Origin of the sequence: Microcoleus sp. PH2017_12_PCY_D_A, assembly GCF_020738565.1 — a bacterium.
Taxonomy (GTDB): Bacteria; Cyanobacteriota; Cyanobacteriia; order Cyanobacteriales; family Microcoleaceae; genus Microcoleus.
This window is the reverse complement of the sequence record NZ_JAEQCI010000086.1, coordinates 1-22,827: the sequence shown is the minus strand read 5'-3', so window position 1 is coordinate 22,827 and position 22,827 is coordinate 1. Positions and strand designations below refer to the sequence as shown.

26 protein-coding genes, 1 tRNA gene, 1 pseudogene and 1 other annotated feature are annotated in these 22,827 nt (G+C 45.8%); of the genes and pseudogenes, 8 read left to right on the top strand and 20 right to left on the bottom strand.

All coding sequences use genetic code 11. From position 1 onward, the window contains the following. Both JGK39_RS23515 and crtD read left to right on the top strand, forming a co-directional pair. A pseudogene (locus JGK39_RS23515) lies at positions 1-435 on the top strand (CopG family transcriptional regulator); the annotation flags it as partial. A 319-nt stretch (positions 436-754) separates the two neighbouring features. Next, positions 755-2,368 (top strand): C-3',4' desaturase CrtD, encoded by a 1,614-nt coding sequence (crtD, locus tag JGK39_RS23510; protein WP_293249466.1) that lies wholly within the window; start codon positions 755-757, stop codon positions 2,366-2,368. A 260-nt stretch (positions 2,369-2,628) separates the two neighbouring features. Here the strand turns inward: crtD and rplL are convergent, their stop codons facing one another. From rplL to rplS, 9 genes are all read right to left on the bottom strand, one after another. Continuing rightward, positions 2,629-3,015 carry a 50S ribosomal protein L7/L12 gene (gene rplL / locus JGK39_RS23505; protein WP_293249463.1) on the bottom strand — a complete coding sequence of 129 codons (387 nt, stop codon included), beginning with the start codon at positions 3,013-3,015 and terminating at the stop codon, positions 2,629-2,631. Positions 3,016-3,170: 155 nt separating this feature from the next. Then, a complete protein-coding gene (gene rplJ, locus JGK39_RS23500) occupies positions 3,171-3,740 on the bottom strand; it encodes a 50S ribosomal protein L10 (protein ID WP_293249460.1) in 570 nt (189 codons plus the stop codon). Between the two features lie 29 nt (positions 3,741-3,769). After that, positions 3,770-3,941, bottom strand: a sequence feature (ribosomal protein L10 leader region). Positions 3,942-4,050: 109 nt separating this feature from the next. After that, positions 4,051-4,764, bottom strand: a complete 714-nt coding sequence (rplA, locus tag JGK39_RS23495) for a 50S ribosomal protein L1 (RefSeq protein ID WP_293249457.1) — start codon at positions 4,762-4,764, stop codon at positions 4,051-4,053. Positions 4,765-5,087: 323 nt separating this feature from the next. Then, positions 5,088-5,513 (bottom strand): 50S ribosomal protein L11, encoded by a 426-nt coding sequence (gene rplK / locus JGK39_RS23490; RefSeq protein WP_194061482.1) that lies wholly within the window; start codon positions 5,511-5,513, stop codon positions 5,088-5,090. Positions 5,514-5,516: 3 nt separating this feature from the next. Then, entirely contained in the window at positions 5,517-6,155 is a 639-nt protein-coding gene (nusG, locus tag JGK39_RS23485) for a transcription termination/antitermination protein NusG (RefSeq protein ID WP_293249454.1), read from the bottom strand. Then, the gene (gene secE / locus JGK39_RS23480; RefSeq protein WP_293128199.1) at positions 6,152-6,385 is read right to left on the bottom strand and encodes a preprotein translocase subunit SecE; all 234 of its coding nucleotides are present in this window, start codon (positions 6,383-6,385) and stop codon (positions 6,152-6,154) included. Before secE ends, nusG begins: the two co-directional genes overlap by 4 nt. A gap of 152 nt (positions 6,386-6,537) precedes the next feature. Beyond that, positions 6,538-6,747, bottom strand: a complete 210-nt coding sequence (locus JGK39_RS23475; protein WP_293186750.1) for a hypothetical protein — start codon at positions 6,745-6,747, stop codon at positions 6,538-6,540. Continuing rightward, positions 6,718-6,790 (bottom strand) — tRNA-Trp (locus JGK39_RS23470). Before JGK39_RS23470 ends, JGK39_RS23475 begins: the two co-directional genes overlap by 30 nt. A 134-nt stretch (positions 6,791-6,924) precedes the next feature. Further along, positions 6,925-7,308 (bottom strand): 50S ribosomal protein L19, encoded by a 384-nt coding sequence (rplS, locus tag JGK39_RS23465; RefSeq protein ID WP_293249451.1) that lies wholly within the window; start codon positions 7,306-7,308, stop codon positions 6,925-6,927. Between the two features lie 67 nt (positions 7,309-7,375). Here rplS and JGK39_RS23460 point away from each other — a divergent pair, with 67 nt between their 5' ends. Continuing rightward, entirely contained in the window at positions 7,376-8,758 is a 1,383-nt protein-coding gene (locus JGK39_RS23460; protein WP_293249448.1) for an inorganic phosphate transporter, read from the top strand. Positions 8,759-9,228: 470 nt separating this feature from the next. Here JGK39_RS23460 and JGK39_RS23455 read toward each other — a convergent pair whose 3' ends face one another. After that, positions 9,229-9,498 carry a hypothetical protein gene (locus JGK39_RS23455; RefSeq protein WP_293249445.1) on the bottom strand — a complete coding sequence of 90 codons (270 nt, stop codon included), beginning with the start codon at positions 9,496-9,498 and terminating at the stop codon, positions 9,229-9,231. 136 nt (positions 9,499-9,634) lie between these two features. Between JGK39_RS23455 and JGK39_RS23450 the strand changes: the two genes are divergently transcribed. Then, positions 9,635-11,407, top strand: a complete 1,773-nt coding sequence (locus JGK39_RS23450; protein WP_293249442.1) for a DMT family transporter — start codon at positions 9,635-9,637, stop codon at positions 11,405-11,407. Positions 11,408-11,739: 332 nt separating this feature from the next. On the opposite strand, the gene JGK39_RS23445 is transcribed toward JGK39_RS23450, so the two are convergent. Continuing rightward, positions 11,740-13,767, bottom strand: coding sequence for a bifunctional serine/threonine-protein kinase/formylglycine-generating enzyme family protein (locus tag JGK39_RS23445; protein ID WP_293249439.1), 2,028 nt, complete (start codon positions 13,765-13,767; stop codon positions 11,740-11,742). Between the two features lie 32 nt (positions 13,768-13,799). On the opposite strand from JGK39_RS23445, the gene JGK39_RS23440 reads away from it, so the two are divergent. Continuing rightward, positions 13,800-13,970, top strand: coding sequence for a hypothetical protein (locus JGK39_RS23440; RefSeq protein ID WP_293249436.1), 171 nt, complete (start codon positions 13,800-13,802; stop codon positions 13,968-13,970). A 235-nt stretch (positions 13,971-14,205) separates the two neighbouring features. On the opposite strand, the gene JGK39_RS23435 is transcribed toward JGK39_RS23440, so the two are convergent. From JGK39_RS23435 to JGK39_RS23420, 4 genes are all read right to left on the bottom strand, one after another. Then, positions 14,206-15,252 (bottom strand): DMT family transporter, encoded by a 1,047-nt coding sequence (locus JGK39_RS23435; protein ID WP_293249433.1) that lies wholly within the window; start codon positions 15,250-15,252, stop codon positions 14,206-14,208. A gap of 211 nt (positions 15,253-15,463) precedes the next feature. Further along, positions 15,464-15,817 carry a cupin domain-containing protein gene (locus tag JGK39_RS23430; RefSeq protein WP_293297512.1) on the bottom strand — a complete coding sequence of 118 codons (354 nt, stop codon included), beginning with the start codon at positions 15,815-15,817 and terminating at the stop codon, positions 15,464-15,466. 15 nt (positions 15,818-15,832) lie between these two features. Beyond that, complete coding sequence (locus JGK39_RS23425) at positions 15,833-16,537, bottom strand: DUF4079 domain-containing protein (RefSeq protein ID WP_293249427.1); 705 nt, start codon at positions 16,535-16,537, stop codon at positions 15,833-15,835. Between the two features lie 73 nt (positions 16,538-16,610). Then, positions 16,611-16,988 (bottom strand): hypothetical protein, encoded by a 378-nt coding sequence (locus tag JGK39_RS23420; RefSeq protein ID WP_293249424.1) that lies wholly within the window; start codon positions 16,986-16,988, stop codon positions 16,611-16,613. Between the two features lie 109 nt (positions 16,989-17,097). On the opposite strand from JGK39_RS23420, the gene JGK39_RS23415 reads away from it, so the two are divergent. After that, positions 17,098-17,991, top strand: a complete 894-nt coding sequence (locus tag JGK39_RS23415) for a LysR family transcriptional regulator (RefSeq protein WP_293297509.1) — start codon at positions 17,098-17,100, stop codon at positions 17,989-17,991. Between the two features lie 182 nt (positions 17,992-18,173). Here the strand turns inward: JGK39_RS23415 and JGK39_RS23410 are convergent, their stop codons facing one another. After that, positions 18,174-18,314 carry a hypothetical protein gene (locus JGK39_RS23410; RefSeq protein WP_293297506.1) on the bottom strand — a complete coding sequence of 47 codons (141 nt, stop codon included), beginning with the start codon at positions 18,312-18,314 and terminating at the stop codon, positions 18,174-18,176. Between the two features lie 9 nt (positions 18,315-18,323). Between JGK39_RS23410 and JGK39_RS23405 the strand changes: the two genes are divergently transcribed. Beyond that, entirely contained in the window at positions 18,324-18,638 is a 315-nt protein-coding gene (locus JGK39_RS23405) for a type II toxin-antitoxin system Phd/YefM family antitoxin (protein WP_293297503.1), read from the top strand. Positions 18,639-18,651: 13 nt separating this feature from the next. Next, complete coding sequence (locus JGK39_RS23400) at positions 18,652-18,942, top strand: type II toxin-antitoxin system RelE/ParE family toxin (RefSeq protein WP_293297500.1); 291 nt, start codon at positions 18,652-18,654, stop codon at positions 18,940-18,942. Between the two features lie 248 nt (positions 18,943-19,190). Here JGK39_RS23400 and JGK39_RS23395 read toward each other — a convergent pair whose 3' ends face one another. From JGK39_RS23395 to JGK39_RS23380, 4 genes are all read right to left on the bottom strand, one after another. Continuing rightward, positions 19,191-20,513 carry a metallophosphoesterase gene (locus JGK39_RS23395; RefSeq protein ID WP_293297497.1) on the bottom strand — a complete coding sequence of 441 codons (1,323 nt, stop codon included), beginning with the start codon at positions 20,511-20,513 and terminating at the stop codon, positions 19,191-19,193. A gap of 263 nt (positions 20,514-20,776) precedes the next feature. Next, on the bottom strand, positions 20,777-21,580 hold the full coding sequence (locus JGK39_RS23390) for a hypothetical protein (RefSeq protein WP_293297494.1): 804 nt from the start codon (positions 21,578-21,580) through the stop codon (positions 20,777-20,779). 110 nt (positions 21,581-21,690) lie between these two features. Beyond that, positions 21,691-22,353: a hypothetical protein gene (locus JGK39_RS23385; RefSeq protein WP_293297491.1), complete on the bottom strand. Its 663-nt coding sequence runs from the start codon at positions 22,351-22,353 to the stop codon at positions 21,691-21,693. Continuing rightward, on the bottom strand, positions 22,350-22,827 hold a 478-nt coding region (locus JGK39_RS23380), incomplete at its 5' end, for a DUF4276 family protein (protein WP_293297488.1). The genes JGK39_RS23385 and JGK39_RS23380, both read right to left, overlap by 4 nt.

The following is a 22,827-nucleotide window of genomic DNA, read 5'->3' as shown; positions in this document are numbered from 1 at the left end:
TTCGGCGAAAAAGAACATTGGGCCAATGAATTGCAGCAGCAATTAGCCTCCAAATCGAGCGAGTTGGAGTCTTTGCAGCATCAATTCGGCGAAAAAGAAAGTGCGATCGCATCTTTACAGCAGCAATTAGCCGACAAGCAAAATCTCGAAAGCCAATTGCAGGAAACTGTATCGAAGTCAAGTTACGAAGCTTTGCAGCACGAGTTAGCAGAAAAGTCAAGTGCGATCGGCAACTTGCAACTTCAACTGACCGAGTTCCACTCTCTAAAAGATCAATTGAGCCAGAGTGCTGCGAAACAGCGAAATTACGAGGCTTTGCAGCAACAGTCTCAAGAACAGCTAAGAACCATCAAAGCTTTACGGGAACAGCTAGCTCAAATGCAAGCTGTGGCTGGGATTGGCGAAGCTTATCTCAACAAGTGGCGCCGTCCCTGATTCTAAAACCATTTCTTAAAAGTTTAGCTGTCGCTAGGGACACGGTGCGCCGTGTCCATTAATGTCAATTCGGGCCCGAAAGACCGCCAGGGACTTAAGTCCCTGGCTAATAGCAGAAGTCCTCTGAAGAGGACTCAGGAGTTCTTTGGTTGTATGCAAGAGTCGTCTTCCATACAACTAATCGGTTCTTCAGTCCTCTTCAGAGGACTTTCACTTTGAGGCTGGGACTTAAGTCCCTGCCGGACTGTGGGTGTAACTGGAGAAGCTTTTTATTCCAAAATATGAGCATAATATTAAGAAATATTACAATAAATAAATTATGATGAGCGATCGCACCCCCCAGAGCAAATCCAGTGCAGCAGACACCAAGGGCCGCGTCACGGTAATTGGAGCCGGCATCGGCGGGCTGACAGCAGCAGCCCTGCTCGCCCGCAGAGGATACAAAGTGCTAGTCTTAGATCAGGCGATCGTCCCCGGAGGATGCGCTTCCACCTTCAAACGCAAAGGCTTTACCTTCGATGTCGGCGCCACGCAGGTTGCAGGATTGGAACCCGGAGGCATTCACCACCGAATTTTCTCAGAATTAGAAATAGAACTTCCCCCCGCCACACCCTGCGATCCCGCTTGTGCGGTATTTTTGCCGGGAGAAACGACACCGATTAGCGTGTGGCGAGATCCGGAAAAGTGGAAACAAGAAAGACAAAAACAATTCCCCGGAAGCGAACCTTTTTGGCAATTATTGTCTGCATTGTTCCAAGCTAGCTGGAAATTTCAAGGGCGCGATCCAGTTTTGCCGCCCAGAAATTTCTGGGATTTCTGGCAATTAATTCAAGCAGTTCGGCCCGATACTTTAATTACTTTGCCTTTCACTTTTATGACGGTGGGAGATGCTTTGCGCTTGTGCGGTTTGGGCGACAATTTGCGCTTGAAAACTTTTCTGGATTTGCAGTTAAAATTGTATTCCCAAGTTAATACCGAAGAAACAGCGCTGCTTTACGCGGCGACGGCTTTAGGAGTAAGCCAAGAGCCGCAGGGATTGTATCATTTACAAGGAAGTATGCAGGTGTTGAGCGATCGCCTGGTAAGTGCGATCGAGCTTTACGGCGGCAAAGTGCTGTTGCGGCATACAGTCGAAAGTATTGTCACAACTAACGGCAAAGCTACGGGTACAGTGATTCGCAATCAAAAAACAGGCGAAGTTTGGACAGAAACTGGCGATCGCATTGTTGCCAACGTGACCGCGCAAAATCTAGTAAAATTGATGTCAAGCGAGCCTGTTTTAGAAACTTTAACAGATAATTCCGAGACAACAAACCAACTGCCAAATCAAATGGCAGGCTACAAACATCGAGTTGATAAATTGCCGCCCGCATCCGGCGCATTTGTGATATATTTGGGAGTGCATGAAAGCGCAATTCCGGCAAATTGTCCGCCGCACCTTCAGTTTCTATACGACTACGACGGGGAGATTGGGGAGAATAATTCATTATTTGTTTCTGTCAGCCATGGGGGCGACGGTCGAGCACCGCAGGGAATGGCGACAATTATTGCTTCGTCTTTTACTGATACTCGAATGTGGTGGAATTCGGCGGATTATGAAGGATTGAAGCAAAAATATGCGGTCGGGGCGATCGCCCGTTTGAGCGAATACTTCGATTTAACGCCCGAAAAAATTGTACACCAAGAATCAGCCACACCTCGCACCTTTGCCCGCTACACGGCGCGCGATCGAGGCGTTGTAGGCGGCATCGGCCAGCGAATACCAACCTTCGGCCCCTTCGGATTTGCCAACCGCACGCCAATTAAAAACCTCTGGTTAGTCGGCGACTCCACCCATCCCGGAGAAGGAACAGCCGGTGTTTCCTATTCGGCTTTAACAGTCGTGCGACAGATGGAGGCGGAGTTGCGATCGCACAACGAATACGGCGGTTGAAACCGCTTCGACACAAACAATGTCCGCCTCCGCAGACTCAAGAAAAAGACGGCGGTTCAAACCGCCGAATCTTGAACCTGCGGAGGCAGGTTTTGTCTGTATCGACGCGGTTTCAACCGCCGAGTCTTGAACCCGCGGAGGCGCGTGCATGTCTGTATCGACGCGGTTTCAACCGCCGAGTCTTCATCTTTAACCCTTGGCAATGCGGGTTTTGTATGTATCGACGCGGTTTCAACCGCCGAGTCTTCTACAGTCTATGACTACTTGATAGCAATCTTGGCGCCCACAGCTTCAAGCTGCTTCTTCAATTCTTCAGCAGCTTCCTTAGCAATAGCTTCCTTAACGGGCTTAGGTGCGGCTTCTACCAAGTCTTTCGCTTCCTTCAGACCCAAACCGGTAATCGCGCGGACTTCCTTCAGAATTGCGATTTTCTTGTCAGCAGGAACTTCTTCAAGAATCACGCTGAACTCAGTTTGTACTTCTACTTCTTCAGCAGCAGCAGCCGGAGCGCCCATCATCATCATGCCGCCGCCTACAGCAGCAGCGCTGACGCCGAAAGCATCTTCAATTTGCTTGACCAATTCAGAAGCTTCGAGCAAAGTCAAAGTCTTCAGTTTTTCCAAGATTTCGTCAGTTGCAGTAGACATTTTTTGAACTCCTAGTTCGATTTTAGATTTTGGATTGTGGATTTTGGATTTGCGATCGTTAATTATTAGTCTCTTGTCTCCATTCGTCAGCGTGTCAATCAACACCAATGACTAAAGACTAATGACTAAAGACTAATGACTAATGACTAAGCAGTTTATGCTTCTGCTTCTGCTAGTGCTTCTGCTGGTGCTTCTGCCGAATCGCCCTCTTTTTCAGCATAAGCTTTGAGACCGCGCGCGATCGAAGTTGGAACTTGATTGATACCCACAGCCAACGAAGTTGCGACACCGTTGATAGCGCCAGCAATTTGAGCCATGAGCTGTTCCTTCGACGGCAGATCCGCTAATGCTTTAACATCAGCTTCTTTCAGCACCCGTCCTTCCATCACGCCGCCGCGAAGTTCAGTCTTCTTAGAGACTTTTTGGAATTCTTGGTAAGCTTTAATCGCGCCGCCAATATCTTCTTGCACGAACATAAACGCCGACGTACCTGTCAGCAATTCCTGTATCGGCTCCCATGTTTCATTGCCTTCAACAGCAATCCGCATTAGCGTATTTTTTGCCACTTGGCAACTGCTGCCTTTCGGACGCAAACGCCGCCGCAAATCTGTGATTTCAGCAACAGTTAAGCCTCTGTAGTCGATCGCGATTACCAATTGAGATTCGCTCAAGGTTTGCTTGAGGTCTGCAATAATCTCATTCTTTACTGCTAAACTTTTGCCCATACTAATTTCACCTCCTTTTAGGATCTCAAACTGCCAATCAAAAACCCCAACCTTATAGCCGGGGCAGAGAATTAAAAATTAAGAATTAGGAATTAAAAGATAGAACTTTTTAATTTATTTTCTTGAGTTTTTATTTCTTCAGCCTCGGCAGGAAATTAAGCACTCGGCACCTGCGGTCTTCAGCTTATTGATTTTTGATTAGGCTATCACCATCCGGCAGACAATAGCAAGGGTAGGAAGCAAATCTCCTAAGAGATTTACACAGACAGCCGAAGCTGTCTTTTACCTTCTGCCGAATGCTCAATACTTTCTAAGCAGCATCAAGTTTGGTATCGCGCAGAGCACTGATATCGACTTCGATCGACGGGCCCATGGTTGCGGATACGTACAAACTGCGCCAGTAGCGACCTTTAGCGCCCGAAGGACGGTTGCGGTCAACAGTTTCTTGCAAAGCATGAAGGTTGACCAACAAATCTTCCGCTGAGAAAGCTGCCTTGCCAAACATAACATGAACGATGCCTGTGCGATCGGCACGGAATTCTAGTTTACCACCTTTGAATTCGTTAATCGCCTGAGCAACGTCAGCCGTCACCGTACCGCCTTTTGGAGAAGGCATCAAGCCGCGCGGGCCCAACAACCGACCCAATTTTGCCACCAAAGGCATCACATCTGGAGTAGCAATCAGACAATCAAAGTCCATCATGCCCTTTTGAATTTCTTCGATCAACTCTTCAGAACCAGCAATATCCGCGCCGGCATTCAGAGCTTCTTTAACTTTTTCGCCCTTAGCAATCACCGCAATTCTGACTACTTGACCAGTGCCTTTTGGCAGCGATACAGTTGTCCGCAACTGTTGGTCAGTATATTTCGGGTCAATTCCCAAACGGATGTGAGCTTCAGCAGATTCGCCAAACTTGGCCGTTGCTGTTTCTTTCAAAAGTTGCAGAGCTTCCAGCGGTAGGTAAGGTCTCTCTTCAACTTTTTTTTGAAGTTCTTGCAGTCTTCGCGATACTTTCTTTGCCATTGTTATCTCTGGGGTCAGTCGATTTTAGATTTTAGACTTTAGATTTTAGATTGAACCGATCGGACAATCTTAAAATCTACAACTTTTCGGTTACTAGCGAAGCTTTGCTTCTCCCCCTGAACCGATTTTCGATTTTCGATTTTGGATTTTCGATTAAATTCAGGAATTTTGGATTAGCAATTTAGGATTTCAGATTGACAAGTAAGAATTGCGAATGAGAAAAAACTTTTCCCTTTTCCTTCTTCCTTTTTTTTACCGGCTCAGCTTCGCCGAAGGGCTTTCTATCCGTTAAATCCGTTACAAAATCCGTTGCCGAACTTCCTTCAATCCGCGATCGCCACGCCCATGTTTTTAGCTGTTCCCGCTACAATTTTCATAGCAGCTTCAACATCATTAGCATTAAGGTCAGGCATCTTAGTTTCAGCGATTTCTCGCAACTGAGCCTGTGTAATTTTCCCTACTTGCTTGCGATTAGGTTCACCCGAACCCTTAGCAATGCCAGCAGCTTTTTGAATCAAAACCGAAGCCGGGGGGGTTTTGAGAATAAACGTAAAACTGCGGTCTTCAAAAACCGAAATTTCTACCGGAACCACGAGACCTGCTTGGTCTGCGGTTCTAGCATTGTACTCCTTGCAAAACATCATGATATTGACGCCGTGCTGACCCAACGCCGGGCCGATCGGAGGAGCTGGGTTGGCTTTTCCCGCTGTAATCGCCAACTTAATTACTGCAACAACTTTCTTTGCCATTAGTTAGTTCTGTTTCTGAACCTGATTGAACTCTAATTCTACAGGCGTATCGCGCCCAAAAATCGAGAGTAAAACTTTGAGCTTGTTCCGTTCCGGGCTAACTTCAATCACATCACCTTCAAAATCCTTAAACGGCCCGGAAAGTACCACAACGTGGTCTCCTGTCGCCATCGATACTTTGACAACCGGTTCTGATTCCTGAGCGTTTCTGAAGATCCGTTCTACTTCCGAATGACTCAGAGGTAGCGGTTTGACGTGACCCCTGCCGCGCCCGTAGCGGCGTTTTTGCTCTGCCCCGACAAAATTAATTACATTCGGGGTATTTTTGATCACCTGCCACGTATCCTCGTCCATAAACATGCGGATGAGTACGTAACCGGGGAAGATTTTCTCATCTGACTGCCGCCGGGAACCGTCTTTGCCGACTTTGATCGCCGGTGTTTGCGGAATTTCTACTTGAACGATACGATCGGCAACATCCAAAGTTTGAATCCGCTGATCCAAGTTTGCCTTCACCCGCTTCTCGCAGCCAGAGGCAACTTGAACAGCATACCAGCGAGCCTGAATCTCCGGCACATCTGGCGATGCTGCCTGTCCCGTCGCTTCTGTGGAATAATCAGATTCTTCTGATGCAAAAGTCATGGCCCAAACACCTTTCCTGCGCCCCAGTTAAAGAAGTTATCCACCAAATAGATCAGGCTGGCTGAGAGGATTACCATCAAAAGCACGGCCAAAGACTCGCTAATTAGCTGCTGGCGGCTCGGCCAGACCACTTTGTCGAGTTCTTCTCTAGTTTCCTTAAAAAAACCCGCAGGATCGAACCCAGGCGCAGTCATTTCTTGAGTTTCTTGAGCTTCGTCTTTTTTCGCCACGATCTAATCCCCCTTGCGATTTCAGATTTTAGATTTTAGATTTTAGATTTTGTGAGTGGCTCGCGGCTCTTTGATTTTTTGACACTAACCACTTACGCCCAAGTCCAAAATCTCAAATCGAAAGCCAGCACTTTTTTACAAGCTCAACCCATCTAACGGTGTATGTGCCGATCGCCCTCAAAGGCGATCGAGAAACAACACCGAGCATTTGTTGATGGCCTTTGTTGCGAACCGCCCACAAAAATTAATTCTACCCGAAAGTCTGCGGTTTCGGCTGTTTCCAGCCAATTATCCGGGCGCTTTCGGGCAGAATTAAAATTTTGGTGATTCAGCGCGCCCTGGAGGACTTGAACCCCCGACATCAGGTTTTGGAGACCTGCGTTCTACCAACTGAACTAAGAGCGCACAGGTGAGGTTGCTGAAATTTGCTTAACCTCTAGATTTCTATTTTAACACAGTGCGCTCGGAAATGGGAAACTTTTTTTTAATTTTTTCAATTTCCCATTTTCTGTCTCTCCAAGAGGAAGCTGGGTGCATTCCTACAGGGAGCGATCGAACCGCTGTTTGACGCGAGTAGCTTTGCCCACGCGATCGCGCAGGTAGTAAAGTTTGGCTCTGCGGACTTTACCGCGGCGCATGACTTGGACGGTAGCGATGCGGGGAGAGTGAATCAAAAACACCCGTTCCACGCCGACGCCCTGAAACACGCGGCGCACGGTGATTGTTTCATTAATGCCGCCGTTACGCATCGCAATCACAGTGCCTTCGTAGGGCTGAACCCGTTCTTTGGAACCCTCTTTAATTTTCACGCCGACGCGCACGGTGTCGCCTACGTAAATTTCGGGGAGCTGTTTATTTAGTTCTACCTTGACTCTATTTATTTCTTCCGTCTCGATCGAGCGGATTATTTCTGCGCCTTTCATGGGATTTTCCAAAACTCACAATCCCTTATCATATATCCAACTGCCAGATTTATGTCAAAAAACTTCTATGTTAAATACCTCCTTGGTCGTATTTCTGCAACTCGGGGCGATCGCAGCACTAGCTTTGTACGTCGCCGCCAACTTGGGGGCCAACGATGTCGCGAACTCCATGGGAACATCGGTAGGCTCGAAGGCGCTCACGCTGCGGCAAGCAATCATTGTTGCAGGCATACTGGAGTTTGCCGGCGCCGTGCTGTTCGGACAAGGAGTTTCCGAAACTCTGGCTACAGGAGTTGTGAATGCAGAAGTGTTCGCCCACAAACCGCAAGTATTTTTAATCGGGATGGTGTCAGTGCTAGCTGCTTGCGGCTTGTGGCTGCAAATCGCTACCAGTCGAGGTTTGCCGGTTTCTTCATCTCATGCGGTGGTGGGTGCGATCGCAGGTTTTAGCTGGGTAGCAGCCGGAATTCATGCGGTTGATTGGCCGATTATCGGCAGGATTTCGTTAACTTGGGTGGCGACACCTTTTGCTAGCGGTGCTTTAGCCGCACTATTTTATAGTGCGGTGAAGTATTGGATTCTCGATCGCCCCGATCCTCTATTTCAACTGCGCGAGTGGATACCTTGGCTGAGTGCAGCGCTGCTGAGCGTATTTGGGATAATTGTATTGCCGTCTGTTGTGGATGTGGCTTTCGTGCAGACAGGGGCGATCGACTTCGCGCGCGATCGATTTGGCTGGAATCTGCCAATTCACGATATTGTCATTGCTATCGGCAGTATTGGGGCGATCGGGCTTTCCCTCAATAGTTGGAAAAAATTAGAGAAGGAAGGTACGTCCGCTTCTTTTGTAACGGATGTAACGGATGTAAAGGATAGAAACAAGAACAAGTCAAGGGTGAATATTTCCCCATCTCCCAAACTCTCCCACTCTCGGATCGAGCAACAAATGGCGAGATTTCAAGTGCTCAGTGCTTGTTTTGTGGCCTTTGCACACGGTTCCAACGATGTAGGGAATGCAGTTGCGCCTTTAGCTGCGATCGCCTACATCCAGCGCACAGGTTCCCTTCCCCTAGAGGATTTCAGCGTTCCCCTGTGGATTTTAGTCCTCGGAGGTACAGGAATCGTCATCGGTTTAGCTATCTGGGGCAAAAATGTCATCGCCACAGTCGGCGAAAACATCATCCAACTGCAACCCAGCGGCGGATTTTGCGCGGAATTAGCCACCGCTACCACAGTATTATTAGCATCCCGTTTGGGTTTGCCGGTTTCCACATCCCACGCTTTAGTCGGTGCAGTTGTGGGAGTCGGGCTGATTAAAGGTTGGAAATCGGTACGCTGGCAAACTTTGCAGTCAATTGCTTCGGCTTGGGTGGTGACAATCCCGATCGCCGCCGGTTTGGGTGCTAGCATTTTCAGCATCGCCCAATGGATTTTAGATTTGAGATTGTAGTTAAACGCAGATGACACGGGAACATCCCAATCAGAGCTTTCATAGGAGTGCGAGCATCTTGCTCGCTAGATACGCAAGCGAGCGGGACGATCGCACTCCTAGAAAAACGCTTTTTATCAAAGAAATGGGTCTAAAACCCCGTGCTTCTAGCACGGCTTTGCGCTAAAATATAAATGGTCACTGACCCGCCCGGATTTAAGATACTCCGAAATAAACAACAAGGTTGAAAGTCCTGTCAGAGTTGCGATCAGAAATAGGGGAAGCTCCAAGGCAATGGAAAATCCAACCTGGAAGCAAAAGCAAGTTTTTAGCTTGTAAAACAACAAAATAGAAAAGTCAACCTAGGGCATTGGGAGACTCTAAACGGACATGGAGAGAGGGTAAGACTGGTTCGCCAGCACATCTCAGCGAAGTGTCAAGGAATCCTCGCTCATGAAAGGACGAGGAGGTATGTCAAAAAATCGGGATGACTAATCCTTCTGATTGCATCGACTGGGATATTCTCGCAGCGGCAAAAGCTTCCAAGCCGCAGCATCCGCACCCCAGTTGCGAAAAATCTTCACAGACGCGAAAATTTGAGCGAAACGCCAATTATAGCAACGCTTCCAGTCAGGGGGCCACTGGGCGGTTTCGTCGGCTGCTTGCAAAGCTCGGACTTCGGCTTCGAGTGCTTCAGCGTGACGCTGTAGTATGATTTCTAGTTGCACAAAGTGTTCTTCGGGCGATCGCAATTTTCTCACATTTCTACCTTAGCGACTACTATAGATTCAACAGTACCCCCAATCTTTGAGAGCAACTTACTAGAACTTGCGACATGATGCAGCCCAATTACTTAAGAACAGTGAACGTGCAGTTTAAATTAGAGGTTATAGGCTAATGGCGAACCGGAACAGATACTCGCAAAAAGGCGACGCAGGGGATGCACAATCAGCAGAAGAAGTCCTAAACTCAGTGATGCAGGAACTGGACGCTTTGCATGAAAATGTCAAAGGTCAGTTAAACCAGGACATTACTCGGCTGCAAACTGAAAAAAATCACCTGATTGAAGATATTGAAGGCCTCCGGGAGCAATATCGCAAATTGCAGTCCCAGCAAATGGAATCTCTATCTGGGCGATACATTCAGCAGCAGCAATTGTGGCTGAAGCAGTTGGCTCAAGTTTTGGCTCACAATTTGCAGGATTTGTTGGTGCAGCGGTTCAACGAACTCAGCGCTAACTCGGGCCATTCTCTCAGCAGCCCAATTCCCAGCGGCGAATTCCCCATACCCATGCCCCCGAGCAACTATGACGAGCGGGCCTCGGAGTTATTGGCGGCCCTGGATGACCGGATCGATCGCAGTTTCCAGATGCTAGAACAAGATTTGAGCAGCTATGAAAGCGAGCTATCCATGCGGCTCAACAACATGAAAACCCTCGAACTCCAAGGGGAAGAACTGCTACAAAATCTCGTCAACCGCATTCGGAAAGAACTCGCAGAAGAAGAATATCTTGACAATCCTTTCGATGCTCAAGATTCCTATGCCGAGGAAGCAACTAATTCGGTTAATTCTATCCGCCCGCAAGTTTTGCCGCCAACACCTGCGGATGGGCCGCGGCAAGCCGTTCCACAGCCTTCAGCAGCACCTACGGCAGTCGCAACAGCCACTTCTCAAGTGCAAGCAGGTTTGATTCTGGCTTTGTCTTCGGCGGTGGTATTGTCGCTGTTTAATGTTTGTTTGAGAATTCTAATTAAAAGCAGAAATCCTCGGATGATTTTTGGCGTGTTTGAGCTTGATGGGGTGGTGACTCGGGGTTTTGGAAATTCTCTATTGATTTTGTTGATGCGGCTGATCGTGGTGATGGCTTTGATGCCAATATTGGCAACATTTCTGTATCCGAATGTCTGGAAAGATCTTAAACGGTTTTTCTACTCGCGCGATCTATCTTTGTGGGGCAAGGTTTTAGGAAGCGCATTTTTTCTGTTTTTGTCTCAGGTTTTGATTTATTTGGCGATCGGCAATATTCCGGCGGGGATTGCTATTACAATTTTCTTTATTTACCCGATCGTCACCGTACTGGGTTCTTGGTTCTTGTTTGGCGCTCGTCCGAGTACGATCGGCTTTTTGGCGATGTTCGGCATTACCGCAGGTCTGATTTTAGTTGGATCGCCGAGTTTTGCAGCGCCAGCTCCCGGCGGTGGCAATGTCGAGGTAGGAGTCGCCGCTGCACTGGCTTCTGGGATTACCTTTGCAGGTTACGTATTGCTGACGCAAATGGCTGCCGGCAAACTGCACCCGATTCCTTTTAGCTTAGTTAATTTCGGCGCGATTTTTGTATTTTCCGCCCTCAGTTTGTGGGTGCCACTGTCAGAGAACCTGGCTCCTAAAATCGACCCAAATGTTTGGCCTGGTTTGATTGTAGGAGGCGTTGTTTTAGGGGTACTGACACTCTTTAGCTATCTTTTGAACAATTTTGCCATCCGGTTCGCGGGGGCGGCCTTAGCGTCAGTAATTGGCACCTTGGGGCCGGCGATGACCGCACTCTTCGGGTTTATAATTATCAATGAGAAGTTGCAGCCTGTAGCAATTCTCGGCATGGCTGTCGTGACATTGAGCGTGGCTGCGATGAGTGTAGAACGCATGAAGGCTCCTCAGAAGAAGGCTACTTAAGGTAAAAACTGCTGTTTGATCGTTCGGACTTTAGTCCTGGGATTTATGCGGACTAAAGTCCTCACTACGAACCTGTTTTATAATTGGTTTGATCGTTCGGACTTTAGTCCTCCCATTTTGATGACTAATTAAGCGTAAAATATGCCTCTGTAAAAAGCTTCCTGCGTATGTCTTCTTCCTTCTTCCTTCTTACTTCTTCATGAAATCCGTTACATCCGTTACATCCGTTACTTGCATCCGTTGCCGAACTTCTCTCTTCCCTCTTGCTTCTATCCATTACATCCGTTACATCCGTTACTTGCATCCGTTGCCGAACTTCTTCCTTCTTCTTATCAAACAACAGAAACAACCACACGAAAACCCACAATACTAGCCTTGCAATCCGGCTGATATCTAAGGCGGCACGCGCTGCGACAATTCGGAGGATGATCGTTCCAAGAACCCCCCCGCAACAACCTCAGCGAAAAGTCGCCGCCAGACTCCCAAACACTGCCATCAACAGGCGCACCGTTGTAATTACTGTGCCAAGCATCCGCGCACCATTCCCACACATTTCCGTGGAAATCGTACAATCCGAAAGCATTCGGTTTAAAACTACCAACATCTGTAGTTTGAAAGCGATAAACTCCCTTCGGTGCATCAGCGTAATTAGAATTTCCGTTGTAATTTGCTAACTCGCTAGTAATCGTTTCCCCAAAGTGAAACGGCCCCGAAGTTTCCCCCCGACAAGCATATTCCCATTGGGCCTCGCTAGGCAAGCGATAAAGCTTACCAGTTTTGCGAGAAAGTCTAGCACAAAACTCCATCGCTTCATACCAAGATATATTTTCTATCGGTCGATTTACACCTTTAAAACGGGCAGCATCGGGATTGAGATATATTTTAATTTCCGGCATCGCTGCAACCGCTGTCCACTGTCCCTGAGTGACGGGAAATTTGCCAATATAAAAAGGTGCTAAAGTTACTGAGTGCTGCGGTTTTTCGTCGCTGTCACCCCGATCTTTTGGAGTACCCATCAGGAAAGTACCGCCAGGAACAGATACCATTTCCATGACTGTACTGCGGCCGAGATGTTCTTCAAAAAAATGCGCTTTGCCACTTTTAACATGAGTTTGCTGCCCGCGATTGTCTACTGTCACCACCTGAAATTCAAAACTGCTTTTGACAGCAGCAATCTTTGGCGTTACCTGGTTAGGAGGCGGATTTGTGTTAGATTTTACCCTTGAATTCACAGAGATATTGCTATTGATTTGCGCGCTGTGATTGAGCGGGGTATTGATAGCAAGTTTTCCTCCCTCGGTTAGATAAGCATTGAGGGGAGGTAGGGCAGCCTTGGTCTGAGCAGAATTTAAAGTAAGTTGTCCCGCCTTGACAAAATGGGGTTGGGGAGGTAAAGAATAGAGATTTAAAGCTTTGATGACTTCATCAGCAGATTGATATCTATTTTTGAGATAATCTTGAATTAATTTATCTAAAATTGTTGCCAGCTCGCTGCTGATTTTTGTACCGGCGGGCAACCTTTCTCTCCAAATCCATCCGCCATTTATCGGATCGTAAAGGTCATCGGAACCGTCAACTTTTGGCAAACATTGAGTTAGCAGCCTCAGGCAAGTTATCCCCAAACTGTACAAATCGCTTCCGGGGAAAACTTGACCTCGCATTTGTTCGACTGGCGAATATCCGGGCGTTCCTACCGTCGTACCTACTTTGCTCATCAGCGAACCCGTCACTTGTTTGGAAACGCCGAAATCAATTAAAACTAACTCTCGGCGCGCTCCCCTGCGAAAAGCGGAATTGCTAAAATTTGCTGCATTTAAAGATGGATTGGGGGAGGTGCGGCGGCGGATGATATTCTCAAGTTTGATGTCTCGGTGAATGACATTGCGATCGTGCACAAATTTCAGAATCGGCAAAATATCTGCCAGCAACTGCCAAATTTTTTCTTCGCTAAAAACTCCCTGCTGAGTTAATTCAGCCAGTAAATTTTGCCCCTCAATCAATTCTTGTACTAAATAAAGTCGCTTGTCTTGTTCAAAATAAGCAATTAATCTAGGAATTTGGGGATGTTCGCCGAGTTCGTAAAGTCGTTTAGCTTCTTGCTTAAACAGTTCTGTAGCCTTTTGAAGTGCTGATGTTCCCTGAACTTGGGGCATAAACTGCTTGATGACGCACGGATCGTCCATGCGATCGATATCTACCGCTTCATAAGTTCTGCCAAATCCCCCCTCGCCCAACATTCGAATCACGCGGTAGCGGTTCCTGAATAGAGGCGTGAGGTCGGGCTGGCCGCAAGTTTGACAAAATTTAGATTTGTCGGGATTGAAAGGATTAGAGCACCTTGGATTCGAGCAGTAGAACATATCCTTGGGGAAGAAATGATCCGGTTAAGGTTATGATATACCCTTTCTGGGTTTTAGTCGTCTCGGACAGAGGACAGTATAGTACAACGCGGGCGATCGCCCAACCAAAAAGCATCGCACTCTCTCTCAAGAGCGATCGGGCTACAGACAAGAAGAGCTCCTACCGAATTGAAGGGCGAGCCACTGATATTTTGAACTATTGAGTATTGATACCCATTTAATAAAAAATGCCAATGTACCTCAGATCCAAATCCCGATCCAGCCAGTCATCTCCAATTCTTTAATCAAAAATCGAAAGAGGTCAGAAACCGGGTTTTTTTGCTAAAATCTTTGGCTGGAGCCATCAGATTAGGTAAAAAACCCGGTTTCTTTGGCCAGAAATGCGTCTAGGAGTGAGTTTATTAGCCTTTGGGCTACTTAAAAATGCCGATAAAAATATTAAACTCCCCGGAAACCGATCGGCATTTCCATTGCATCGCGAGGACTGGGTTTAACTAATTCTCGATTTACTTTAGCCTCATATCGGTAGCCAATCAAACCGAAGATAATTCCGATCAAAAATAAACTTCCCCCTAAATATTGAGCTAAAGTAGGAGCTTCCCCTAAAATTAAATAAGCCATCACTATAGCTGCAATCGGGTTCACTAAATTGGCTAAATTTAGTTCCGTTGAAGTCGCATTTTTCAAACCAGTCAACCAACATAATTTACCCGTGACGACAATAATCGCCGCATAGACGATCATCCATTGCCAAAGAAAAGGAGATAAAACTTCAGCAAAATGGTTTGGCCCGTACAGGAAATTAGCTAATATGAAAAAAAATACCGTCCCTAGAATATTGCGATAAATACTAAAAATTCCCAAGGGAATTGATTGTAATTGCAGTTTACCAACAACAGCCGAAATCGCACCAATGATAGCGGCGATCGCTACAGAAAGTTCTCCTGTTCCAATTTGAAATCCAGCCATCGTCATCCTTTGGCCTGAACTCCCTAAAACAGCAGTCACTATCACCCCGGCTAAGGAAATCACATTGCCAGCACCTGCCCAAAAATTTACCCGCACATCCAACAGCCAAACACCCAATATCAGGGTTAAAATTGGTTCGAGGCGCCCAATTAAAACGATATTGGTAACATTTGTCTGTCCCAGGGCACTAAAAACTAACGCTGGTGCGATCGCCCCCGATAAAATACCTGTAATGGTTAAACTAATCCAATCTTTACCAGTCAAAGCTTTCAGAGTCTGCGGTTGCCAATCTTGATGAAAAATTAGAGTCATTAACCCCAAAGCACAGATATTGCCCACAAATAAGACATTGCAGAGTGAGATAGGATTTCTACCATTCATAGCATGAGCTTGTCCAATCTCAACGATTTTACGAGTTAAGGAATTAGAACTTGCAAAAATCAAAACAGCAATTCCAAGATATATGTTGCTGGGAAGTCGCATTAAAATCTTAGAAACTCCATTAACAATATTCATAATTTTATATGGTTATCTTCCGTAATTTAATTAAGCCAATAATATCGGTTCGTAGTGCGGACTTTAGTCCGCAACATAGAGCGGACTTTAGTCCGCACTACAAACCTTTTTTATTACTGGTAATCGAGCGGACTTGATGTAATTAGCAAAAATGTTAATTCATCATAAGAAGACTGGGATTTTATGAGATTTTGTTAACAGACAAGTTAGCTTAAGGTGATGCCTGTTCGTAACCAATTTGGGGAGCAGAATAAATGGAGACAAACAGAGCATCTTCACTATGGTCATTCACTGCCCCATGAATCTGATTTTTTTCTGCAATAGCAACTTCACCAGCATTCAAGATTTGGCTTTGACCGTTGCCTAAATAATATGTCAAAGTGCCCCGGAGCATCACCCAAGTATCTTGTCCATCCGGGTGCAAATGAGCTTGCACAATTTGACCAGGCCTGACTCCCCAAATAGCGATGCTAGAATTTTCCGTCTCAATAATTTCTGTCACCGTAGCGACTTGCTCAGAGAAATGAACATGAGCTTCTAGGGCAAAAAGTCTAGAATTAATCATTTGAAATTTACCGTTTTATTTGGGTTGAGGACAGGTTTTGTTAGTAAAATCACATTGATAAATATATTGTGATTGCCAATGGAGGGGAATCTCTAATAAAGCCTTGGCACCAGTCATTCCCTCACCGATAAATAGCAGCAGAGCAAAACAATTGAGAATGATATGAACGGTGCGCCAGCGATTTTGTCTATCCTGATAAATATCTTGGACGATCGCCACTGAAAAAATCATCAATAAAGCGGCTGTAATACCGTAGTAAAAATGGGAAACAAACCATTCATTATCTTGACGATAATTTTCTGGCTGACACCCTAAAATAATCAATCCCATGCCAGTTAAAGTGGCAAAAATGCCTCGCCACAGTTTAACTTTTGCCTTAAATAGTAGCGTGAAAGAAGCAATGCTTAACAGGAAAATGGCGATCGCAAAAAAGACTCGAAATGGTTCTTTAGTAAGGGTGTCGTTACTGAGCATTTTTGAGAAGATGGGATAGGCCATTCCCAGTAGGGCAACCCCTACCACGGAGCCGCTCAGCCAACTACCGATCGCTACGTGCTCGGAACCTACCACTGGCGGAATTTTACTTTTTTCGCCACCAGCAACTTGCAGACGGCGTTGACGGGTGAGTAGGGCGCGATTCACTACAATGCCGATTAAGGGAAAAACCACAATAATGGCGATCGCCGGATGTAACAATGCCAAGATGTCTTGAAGTTCCATGTTAAATATTATCCATTCAACTATATATATCTGGAATTTTCCCTTACTTAGCATCAGCAAGGGAACAGGCAAATTACTTGACTTCAGCGGCGGGAAAACTCGCAACTCTGCCTTGTTTCACAGCGACAACAACATCGTAGGTGGCACAGTAAGAGAAGGTAACATTGTTGGCCTTGTTGTAGAGATTGACCACCATACCTGCTCCACCGGGTTGTACTCCTAATGGTAATAAATCACCATAGAAAAATCGTCGCAATTGGTCGCCACTACCAACTTGTCCTTTACTTTTACTAATAATATCGATTTTTTGCTGAACCGTCATTTCCGGGGCGGCGATCGCCGTATTTTGGAATTTTGGCAAAAAGCTATGTACAGCTACATCTCCCGCACTGATAGCGCTAGCAATAGCGAGGGTGGCGAACAGAGGACTGAGGGATTTGAGTTTTAACATCTTCGTTTTTTGGTGAGAATGGTTGATGCGAACATCATCATCTATTTCAATTTTTTTGAGAAGGAGGCATAATAGAATATGTTATATGCCATTTTGGAATAGGTACTGTATGGATCGAATTGCCTGTATGCAGACTTTCGTTCGGGCGATCGAAATGAAGAGTTTTTCGGCCGTAGCGCGGGAACAACAGACGACGCAACCGACAATTAGCAAGCAAATCGCCGCTCTGGAAAAATATCTGGGGGTACAACTAATCACTCGTTCAACTACCAATTTGAGTTTGACTGAGGAGGGGAAAAGATACTATCAATACTGTCAGCAAATTTTGGAAACCGTCGCCGAAGCGGAGGCAAGTTTAACAGGAAAAGAACGAGCAACAGGTATTTTGCGATTGGGCTGTCCCGTGCTGTTTGGGGAAATGCAGATTGTCCCCCGTTTAAAAGCTTTTATGAAACGCTATCCCGATGTCAAAATCGATCTGATGATGGCGGATTATTTTGTGGACATTGTAGAGAATGGTTTAGACCTTTTAATCCGCATTGGCAATCATTTGGATAGTTCCTTAATTAGCCATCGGATCGGCACCACCCGCCGCGTCACAGTGGCCACCACAGGCTATTTTGAGCAAGCGGGAGAACCTCAAACACCGGATGATTTAGTGGATCATGATTGTATTCTCTATACCCCTTTGGCAACGGGCAACGAGTGGCATTTTCTAGGAACAGATGGCACTATTAAGGTGCGGGTTGGGGGTCGTTTTCAAACTAATAGTTCTGTTGCTATTCGATCGGCAGTGTTATCGGGTTTGGGCGTTGCTGTCGCTCCGGTGTGGATGTTTGGTGATGAGATTTACCGGGGCGAACTCAAGGTTGTGTTGCAGGATTATCAGCCGACTCCTTTGCCAATTCATGCAGTCTATCGTCGCAGTCGGTTTTATCCGGCAAAAATAAGTAGTTTTATTGATTTTTTAGCGGAAGAGTTTAAGCTCGATCCGTGGGTTTGAGATTAATTACTATTCTATTCCAATACGGTTCACTTAAGATTTTCATTGCGAGGAACAAAGCAAACAAGAGTATCTATTTTTCATAGTGTTTTACCCTCATGGCGGTCTTAAGTGAACCGTATTGTATTCTATTCTATTCTATTCTAGCAAAAATAGAAACAAAAACAATTAAGGTTAAAGACTCAAAGGGCGATCGCACTCAATCTCCCATCATCAAGGCGATCGCTCAGAGAGCGAGAGGGCATCGCAGACATCGCACCGACGATCGCCCAATAGACAAAACAATTGCCAACTGTTAGCATGAAATTAGTTGATAATTTCATGAAAATCTTATGCTCAGTCTGAGTGACATCTATCCTCTCTCAGAGTTCCAGCGGGGTGCAAAAGCTTTCCTGGCAAGACTTAAAGAAACTAAAGCACCAATAGTTCTAACTGTTAATGGTAGAGCTACTGCCGTTGTTCAAGATGCTGAAGGCTACCAGCAACTTCTCGATCGGCTTGAGTTACTGGAATCTATTGTGGGTATCCGCAGAAGTATTGAAGAATTTGAGCAAGGGAAAGGGATAGCTCTAAAGCAAGCGCAGAACTTCGGGAAAAATATGGCTTACCAGATTGAAATATCTCCTACTGCGGTAGCTGATAAGTGAAAGTATTTTTCTTTTGCTCAAGGAAGATTCACCGGAAAATGCTTATCGCTGGGTAAGAGGATGTTATGAAATTATGTTGACGCTGGAAAACTTTCCCAGGCGTTGTGCTCATGTTATCGAAAGTGAGTATATGGGAATAGAGGTACACCAACTTCTTTATAAAAAGCAATTCAATATTTTATTTACTGTTAGTGAAACAGTTGAGCAAGAGCAAGGAATTGTGCGTATTCATCGTGTGCGTCGTTGTTCTCAACAAACACTTCAAAGTATAGATCAACTCTTAGGTGATGAACCAGAAACTTAAATTGCGATCTGCTTGCAGCAGCGCTTCGCGATCGCACTTCTCCTTACAAAAAAGCGATGTCTACGACGGGCTTCGCCTACGCTCTCCCGTAAATAAATCAAACAAACAGCGATCGCATGACAAGAGCCGTAATAGCAATAAAAATTAGGGTGGGTTAGCGACAGCATAATCCACCCAATTTAATGATAATAATACCGATGGTGCGTTAACGAAGTGTAACGCACCCTACAAGATCGGGCGATCGCACTTTATTCAGCCGTTTGATTTTGTTGGTTATCTGTTATGGGGAGAGTAATTTCTTTCCTGTCATACAGTTTAGCTGTTGTCTCACCAGGTTGAATACCCATCCGTTGGATAATAAGCTTATCTGTAATAATTTGAACATCGATAAATGCTCCCTCACGAGTTGCGCCAGCGACGAATGCGGGAATATAAGAGGATCCATTCGATGTGCCACTAGGACGATAAAATGGGTAATCCCAACTACTTTGGGGTGCAGGATGGAGGTGTCCTGAGAAAATTGCTACGACCTTGTAAGGGGCAATTGTGTCCCAAAAGTCTTTTCTTTGTTGTTCTGTCCACCACACTTCACCAGATGTCGCTGTTGAAAAGCCATCAAATCCATAATGCGAAATAAGCACTACTGGTCGTCCGGATGAACCAACTTTGGTTCGTAGATCTTCAGCGAGAAACGACAGGCTATTATTAGGATTCAGCTTCGGAAATTGGGGCGCTGGTTGATTGCTAGGAAAGAGATTAAGTTGGACAAAATGTACGTCATCCCAGTCCCATGAATAATGCTCATTCAACCAACCAGAAAGACGTGTCCCGCGCTTTCTTGCTTTGATGTCATTGATGACTCCTGACGGATTTGAAGTGATACCTGTACTTTCTAGATCGTGGTTGCCCAGTCCATCGAACACAAAGCGTGCTTGTCCCTCAATGCTTTGTTGGTACCACTTAAACTCATCGATCGTTCTGGCATTTTGCGTTAAGTCACCAGCAACTATGATGCCGCGAATATCATTGGTACTTTTCAGGCGACTTTTCATCTCCTGTAAAACCTTGTCTGCTACCTCCTTCTTGGATTTATTTCCATTATCGTATTGCGGATCGGCAGTAGCCAAAAAGTGGATGTTTCGAGGATACAACCCGCCAGCACCATAAGGGGTGTTTGCCGTGAGCGTGTGGTCAGGGTATCGACTGTGACCGAAGTAGTGGGTTTTACACTTCAAATCGTTTCTGTTTGCACCCGAATTCTTCACTTCTTCGATAGTTGCATACCCACCAGCCTGCAAGGGAAGAATACAGAGGAAATCCCTGTCGGTTTCAATCCAGACCTGTAACATCGCCTCCCGTTGACCTGACGGATTGCAGCCTTTATTTGACCAGTTACATGCTCTGTTGTCGTTAGACGGAATATTTTGGACAAAATCGCCATCTGGTACCTTGGCTTTAACGGATACCGAGCTGTAGTTATAGATGTTAAACGCTCGGGCAGGTGATGAGGTAAATGCCAAACATCCAATGGCAATTAGCACCATTAATGCAATATTTCTGAATACTTTCATAGTTCTACTCGCTCTTACATATATAGCGCTTCGCGCTGGTATAGTTACACATTAAAAAATGGATGCTAGAACGGCAGGATTCCAGAACAATTCTGGTGTTGAGATTAACCGTTCCTAAAATATAGCCATCCTAAATGAATCACAAACAACATTAAACATTAAGGCTAATTCTGCTTACAAGATCAGATAGGATGGTTATAGAGTTGGTCTAGAAAGAAATTGATCACACCCAACTCTTTGGGTTTATATCTAAAGCTATAGGGTTATATTGGCTCCGCCTTACCAACTTCTGTGTGAGTATCAAAATACGCAACTTGCTTGACTGTTGCCTTGAGCGTACCACTTGTAGAATTAAGGACTGAGCGAGCATCCGCAAACCAGAAATAATGACCGTTAACTCGCTTTGGGAAATTTGCTCCGAAAGATCCTTGTACACTTATGGGAGCCTCTAAGTCCATTATCCCTTGTTTCATCGTCGCTACCATTGTTAATTTTTTCTTGCTCATTGGGGGAACTTTCACTGACACACCAGCTGTAACTGTTCTAGTCACGCTCTTCGAGTCGGATCTTCCTACTGTTGTTGTTATAGAAAACGAAGTTCCCATCTTGAACACACCCTCAAGAGTAAACTCCGATGATATTGTCAGTCCTGTTGTTGTAGAAGATGACCAGCTTGTTTGCTCTGACCATTCTCCTTTCACTTCCAGTGATATTGTAGCCTCCTCGTTACTGTAATTATATGCATAATTTGTCCCTACAATTGCTTGTTCAGGAGGTTTGCCGTCCCTTTCTACGCGACTAAACCCACCAAGCACTTTGTAGCAACGATGACCATATTGCTCGGTGATCGCTGGTTTGACTGCATTGAAATAAGTCTCACTATTTACTGCAATCCCATCTGGCTGCACATTATTAAACATCTGTTTAAATTTTCCCCTAACGCTATCTGGGCTTGAATTCACGTAAGGGAGGTCATTAAAAGAGAAAAGGTCTTGAACTATCTGGGCTGACTCTTGCATTGGCATGGGTAATTCTTCAATTAGTATGTCTGATTTTTGAGTTGACATGGCTGATTTTCTTTCCTTCGTTTTTTGATTTACATATATTAGACGTTTCCCAACCCCAATTTGGGAATTTTTCGAGTTACAGGCAAATGTTCTCCCCCCAAAACCCATCCTCAACCTCCAAAACCCTTCCTCCCCTTACCTTTCAACCTCTTCAAAATCTTCTCAACCTCCCCACGAGCCGGATACAACAACTGCTGACTCAAAGCACTCTCATAAGCTTGTCTCGCCCCTAACCGATCGCCCAACCCCACCAAAGCTCTCCCTAACCAGTAATCAGCCATAGCCGGATTAAACTCCCTCAATTCCCGACATCCCTCAACAACCGCTTCCCACCACTTACTAGCCCCAACATCCCGCAGTACCCGATAACTCTCCCCCAACCACACCGCCGCCGGGACTGATTGGATATAACCCCCATCTGGTAACAAGTCCCATCCCTTCTCCAACACCTCCACCGCTTCCCGATGCTTCCCAGCCAAAGCCAACACCCGCCCATGACGAAACCAAGCATCAGCTAACTGAGGCTGTAGTTTCGTCCCCTGCTCAGAAACACTACACCCTCGTTCAATCTCTTTAAAGCATTCCACCAACACCCGCCCCGCGATCGCCCAAACACTCCAACGTTCAGGAAAGCGCCTCAGCATCTCCTCAACTACATTCCCCTCGCCTCCCAGCAGAGGGGCTAGGGGAGAGTTCGCAACGGGTAAAATCTCACACAACCCCCGATAAATTTGACAATCATCGGGATACAGACGATAAGCTTTCCCCATCATCTGAGCCGCCTTCTGATTTGTTCAGCTAACTGCGATCCAAAAACAGACTTCGCTTTTCCGCAATCAGGGAACTGAGTTATGATACGTTTGCTAGGTGCTGTTTGCAGCCCATCATTGATGAACTCAGGTGTCTGATATTCATTTGCGATAGATTGGAGAACTTTAATCTCTTTTGTCCGTCCAGTATCAAGGTACTTAAAGCACGTTGGATCGGAAAAGAGATATGCCTCATATTCATGTAACTGAAGGTAAGGAATGAATCGAGCATCACCAATATCTTCTGCAAAGCGTTTCTCTAAAAATTCAACCCGCTGTATCGGATCTTGACGTAGACTCTCAGACTCAGCTAATCCCGGAAAATCGGGATGAAGAGCATATAACCCACATTCCGCAGATATTCGATCGGATTTAATTTCAAAAGAATTCAGAATTCTCAAAACCTCAAATAATTGCTCTGCAATCATTTGAGGCTTT

What these genes read in the sequence shown, in the direction of transcription:
- crtD (WP_293249466.1), top strand. Translation starts at nt 755, where the DNA reads ATGATGAGCGATCGCACCCCCCAGAGCAAATCCAGTGCAGCAGACACC.
- rplL (WP_293249463.1), bottom strand. Translation starts at nt 3,015, where the DNA reads ATGTCTACTGCAACTGACGAAATCTTGGAAAAACTGAAGACTTTGACT.
- rplJ (WP_293249460.1), bottom strand. Translation starts at nt 3,740, where the DNA reads ATGGGCAAAAGTTTAGCAGTAAAGAATGAGATTATTGCAGACCTCAAG.
- rplA (WP_293249457.1), bottom strand. Translation starts at nt 4,764, where the DNA reads ATGGCAAAGAAAGTATCGCGAAGACTGCAAGAACTTCAAAAAAAAGTT.
- rplK (WP_194061482.1), bottom strand. Translation starts at nt 5,513, where the DNA reads ATGGCAAAGAAAGTTGTTGCAGTAATTAAGTTGGCGATTACAGCGGGA.
- nusG (WP_293249454.1), bottom strand. Translation starts at nt 6,155, where the DNA reads ATGACTTTTGCATCAGAAGAATCTGATTATTCCACAGAAGCGACGGGA.
- JGK39_RS23475 (WP_293186750.1), bottom strand. Translation starts at nt 6,747, where the DNA reads ATGTCGGGGGTTCAAGTCCTCCAGGGCGCGCTGAATCACCAAAATTTT.
- rplS (WP_293249451.1), bottom strand. Translation starts at nt 7,308, where the DNA reads ATGAAAGGCGCAGAAATAATCCGCTCGATCGAGACGGAAGAAATAAAT.
- JGK39_RS23460 (WP_293249448.1), top strand. Translation starts at nt 7,376, where the DNA reads ATGTTAAATACCTCCTTGGTCGTATTTCTGCAACTCGGGGCGATCGCA.
- JGK39_RS23450 (WP_293249442.1), top strand. Translation starts at nt 9,635, where the DNA reads ATGGCGAACCGGAACAGATACTCGCAAAAAGGCGACGCAGGGGATGCA.
- JGK39_RS23445 (WP_293249439.1), bottom strand. Translation starts at nt 13,767, where the DNA reads ATGTTCTACTGCTCGAATCCAAGGTGCTCTAATCCTTTCAATCCCGAC.
- JGK39_RS23440 (WP_293249436.1), top strand. Translation starts at nt 13,800, where the DNA reads ATGATATACCCTTTCTGGGTTTTAGTCGTCTCGGACAGAGGACAGTAT.
- JGK39_RS23435 (WP_293249433.1), bottom strand. Translation starts at nt 15,252, where the DNA reads ATGAATATTGTTAATGGAGTTTCTAAGATTTTAATGCGACTTCCCAGC.
- JGK39_RS23430 (WP_293297512.1), bottom strand. Translation starts at nt 15,817, where the DNA reads ATGATTAATTCTAGACTTTTTGCCCTAGAAGCTCATGTTCATTTCTCT.
- JGK39_RS23425 (WP_293249427.1), bottom strand. Translation starts at nt 16,537, where the DNA reads ATGGAACTTCAAGACATCTTGGCATTGTTACATCCGGCGATCGCCATT.
- JGK39_RS23420 (WP_293249424.1), bottom strand. Translation starts at nt 16,988, where the DNA reads ATGTTAAAACTCAAATCCCTCAGTCCTCTGTTCGCCACCCTCGCTATT.
- JGK39_RS23415 (WP_293297509.1), top strand. Translation starts at nt 17,098, where the DNA reads ATGGATCGAATTGCCTGTATGCAGACTTTCGTTCGGGCGATCGAAATG.
- JGK39_RS23410 (WP_293297506.1), bottom strand. Translation starts at nt 18,314, where the DNA reads ATGAAATTATCAACTAATTTCATGCTAACAGTTGGCAATTGTTTTGTC.
- JGK39_RS23405 (WP_293297503.1), top strand. Translation starts at nt 18,324, where the DNA reads ATGCTCAGTCTGAGTGACATCTATCCTCTCTCAGAGTTCCAGCGGGGT.
- JGK39_RS23395 (WP_293297497.1), bottom strand. Translation starts at nt 20,513, where the DNA reads ATGAAAGTATTCAGAAATATTGCATTAATGGTGCTAATTGCCATTGGA.
- JGK39_RS23390 (WP_293297494.1), bottom strand. Translation starts at nt 21,580, where the DNA reads ATGTCAACTCAAAAATCAGACATACTAATTGAAGAATTACCCATGCCA.
- JGK39_RS23385 (WP_293297491.1), bottom strand. Translation starts at nt 22,353, where the DNA reads ATGATGGGGAAAGCTTATCGTCTGTATCCCGATGATTGTCAAATTTAT.